Below are 3,284 nucleotides of genomic sequence, written 5' to 3' on the forward strand. Positions count from 1 at the left end.
AACTAAGAGGGATGTATTGGGGCAGACTACAAAGGCTCCACGGTGGGCGATCGCTTATAAATTCCCGGCCGAGCAAAAAGAGACCAAAATAGAAGCAATTACGGTTCAGGTAGGAAGAACAGGAGTTTTGACACCGATTGCTGAACTAAAACCAGTTTTAATTTCAGGTTCTACGGTATCAAGGGCGACCTTGCACAATGAAGACTATATTGAAATGAAAGATATTCGTGTAGGAGACACTGTTATTGTTCAAAAAGCAGGGGAAATTATACCGGAAGTACATTCTGTAAGTAAAGAGAAAAGAGATGGAACAGAAGTCGTTTTTCGTATGCCACATACTTGTCCTTCCTGTGGAGCTGAAACTAAAAAAATTGATGGAGAAGTTGCTATTAAATGTACTAATATTGCTTGTCCCGCACAATTAAAACGCCGAATGATTCATTTTGTGTCAAAGAGTGCTATGGATATTGATAATTTTGGACCAAGTATCGTATCTTCTCTTTATGAAAATGGTTTCATCAAAAATGTAGCAGACATATATTTGTTGAGAGAAGAAGATTTGTTGCAACTTAATGGTTTTGCAAAGAAATCTGCATCCAATTTAATTTCGGCAATTAATGATTCCAAATCAAGAAATTTAAATCAATTACTGGTAGCACTAGGGATTGATTTTGTTGGGGAAAAAGCTGCCAAGGTGTTAAGTAAAAGTTTTTCTTCACTGGAAGAACTTCAGAAAGCAACGTTAGAGGACTTAATGAAAGTAGAAGAAATTGGATTAAAAACTGCTGAAAGTATTTTGAATTATTTTCAACTCGAAGAAAATAGAGATGTGTTAGAACGATTAGTAAGCTATGGTGTTAATACAAAGTCAATCTCTGAAACAGAAAACAATGAATCGAAAGTTTTGTCCGGAAAGAAATTTGTTCTGACGGGGACGTTGGAGGGAATGAAACGTTCTGAAGCGAAAAAAATAATAGAGAATAATGGCGGGGAAGTGATGTCAGCAGTTAGTGCATCTGTTGATTATTTACTGGCAGGAGACAGTCCCGGAAGCAAGTTAAAAAAGGCACAGGAATTGAATATTCAAATCTTGACGAAAGATGAATTCTTGGGTATGGTAAACATGTAAAAATGTTTTGATAACTAAGCTGATGACAAAATAAAAAAGGAGGAAGATTGATTTTATATCAATCGAAAAAAAATGGTAATAGATAAAAAAGTGCTGGAATATATGAGTCATCTATCTAAACTAAAAATTGATGATGACAAGCAAGAAGAAATGATAGAATCTTTAGAAAAAATATTAGGATATGTATCTTCTTTAGAGGAATGTGATACAGAAAACACAGAAATAACATATAATGTTTTGGGATTAGAGAATGTTATGAGGGATGATGTAGTAACTTCGTCTTTTGACAGAGAGGATATACTTAAAAATGCTCCATCAAAAGAAGCCGGATGTTTTATTGTTCCAAATGTTTTATCTTAGAATGTAACTTCAAGAGAGTGGATAGACAGAAAATTTATAAGGAGTAGTTTTATGGACTTGAAAAATATTAATATTCAAGATGCAAATCGTATGTTAAAAAATGGAGAATGTTCTGTTTCGGAACTGTTGACATCTTCTTATGATAGGATTGAAAAAATAGATGAAAAAGTTAAGGCATTCATTACTTTATCAAAAGATGTATCAGAAGAACAATCTCGCATTGCTCAAAAAAAATTTGATGAGAAAACAGATACATTGTTGACAGGTATTCCTTACTCTGTAAAGGATAATATTTCAACTAAAGGAGTAAAAACAACATGTGCATCTAAGATCTTAGAAAATTATATTCCTATTTATGACGCTACAGCTATAGAAAAATTAAATGAACAAATGCCGATTATGGTTGGAAAAGTAAACATGGATGAATTTGCGATGGGAGGCTCTACAGAAAAATCTGCATTCTTCCCTACAAAAAATCCTTTTGATACTAATTATGTACCAGGTGGTTCTTCCGGTGGTTCTGCAGTTTCTGTTGCATCCGGAGAAGTACTGTTTTCACTAGGATCAGATACAGGTGGTTCTGTGCGTCAACCTGCTTCTTATTGTGGAATAGTTGGAGTGAAGCCGACTTATGGCAGAGTTTCCAGATATGGGTTGGTTGCATTTGGGTCATCATTAGATCAAATTGGAATTTTAACCAAAAATGTTGCAGACTCAGCAATCGTGTTGAACACAATTTCAGGAAAAGACAGTATGGATTCCACTTCAGCAGATGTACAGGTAGATGAATATTTGAAACAGTTGAATGGGAATATAAAGGGATTGCGTATTGGAATTATTAAGCAGCTTTTTGAAGATGGAATTGATTTGGATGTGAAAAATGCTATCCAAAATGCTATTGAGAAATTTGAAGAGTTGGGAGCAAATTGTGAGATAGTGGATTTGAAACATATTCGCCATTCTATTGAGACATACTATATTATCGCTCCTAGCGAAGCTTCCTCAAATTTATCTAGATTTGATGGTGTTAAATATGGATATCGAACAAAGAACTATTCTGACTTAGAAGAAATGTACATCAACACAAGAAGTGAAGGTTTTGGGGATGAAGTGAAGAGAAGAATTTTATTGGGAACATTTACATTGAGTGCGGGATATTATGATGCCTATTATCAAAAGGCATTAAAAGTACGTACTTTAATTAAGCAAGATTTTGTTAATGTGTTCAAAAAGTATGATCTCTTATTGAGTCCTACTGCTCCAAATGTAGCATTCCGTTGTGGCGAAAAAACAAACGATCCTCTTTCAATGTATCTGGAAGACTTATGTACAATACCTGTAAACTTGGCAGGACTACCTGCAATTTCAATTCCTTGCGGAAGAAAAGGTAAACTTCCAATCGGTTTACAATTGATTGGAAACTATTTTAATGAGGGAACGATGTTAAAGGCTGCAGATGCATTTGAAAAGAATACAGATTATCATAAAATGGTTACAGAATTAGACTAGGAGGAAACAACATTGAATTATAAAACATTAATTGGAATAGAAATTCATGTGGAACTCTTAACGAAAACAAAAGCGTTCTGTGGTTGCAAGAATGAGTTTGGTAGTGAAGTGAATACAAATTGCTGTCCGATTTGTATGGGAATGCCGGGTACTTTACCTGTACTGAATGAACAAGTTTTGAAATATGCAATAATGGCCGGTTTGTCTACAAATTGTTCGATTGAAAGACATACAAAGATGGATAGAAAAAATTATTTTTATCCTGATTTAACAAAAGGTTATCAAA

Annotated in this window: 3 protein-coding genes and 1 pseudogene; all 4 read left to right on the forward strand. The window is 34.3% G+C overall.

The genetic code is table 11. From position 1 onward, the window contains the following. Nucleotides 1-1,129: NAD-dependent DNA ligase LigA (ligA, locus tag ACO5GE_RS07860; RefSeq protein ID WP_484830360.1), on the forward strand; the 1,129-nt coding region annotated here is incomplete at its 5' end. Between the two features lie 72 nt (nucleotides 1,130-1,201). Further along, the gene (gene gatC / locus ACO5GE_RS07865; protein ID WP_484830361.1) at nucleotides 1,202-1,489 is read left to right on the forward strand and encodes an Asp-tRNA(Asn)/Glu-tRNA(Gln) amidotransferase subunit GatC; all 288 of its coding nucleotides are present in this window, start codon (nucleotides 1,202-1,204) and stop codon (nucleotides 1,487-1,489) included. Between the two features lie 51 nt (nucleotides 1,490-1,540). Beyond that, nucleotides 1,541-2,998 (forward strand): Asp-tRNA(Asn)/Glu-tRNA(Gln) amidotransferase subunit GatA, encoded by a 1,458-nt coding sequence (gene gatA, locus ACO5GE_RS07870; RefSeq protein ID WP_484830362.1) that lies wholly within the window; start codon nucleotides 1,541-1,543, stop codon nucleotides 2,996-2,998. 12 nt (nucleotides 2,999-3,010) lie between these two features. Next, nucleotides 3,011-3,284: pseudogene (locus ACO5GE_RS07875) on the forward strand (Asp-tRNA(Asn)/Glu-tRNA(Gln) amidotransferase subunit GatB); the annotation flags it as partial.

Source organism: Filifactor sp., assembly GCF_057248345.1.

Bases quoted from the DNA above. Each gene is read 5' to 3' on its own strand.
- gatA (WP_484830362.1), top strand. From the start codon at position 1,541: ATGGACTTGAAAAATATTAATATTCAAGATGCAAATCGTATGTTAAAA.
- gatC (WP_484830361.1), top strand. From the start codon at position 1,202: ATGGTAATAGATAAAAAAGTGCTGGAATATATGAGTCATCTATCTAAA.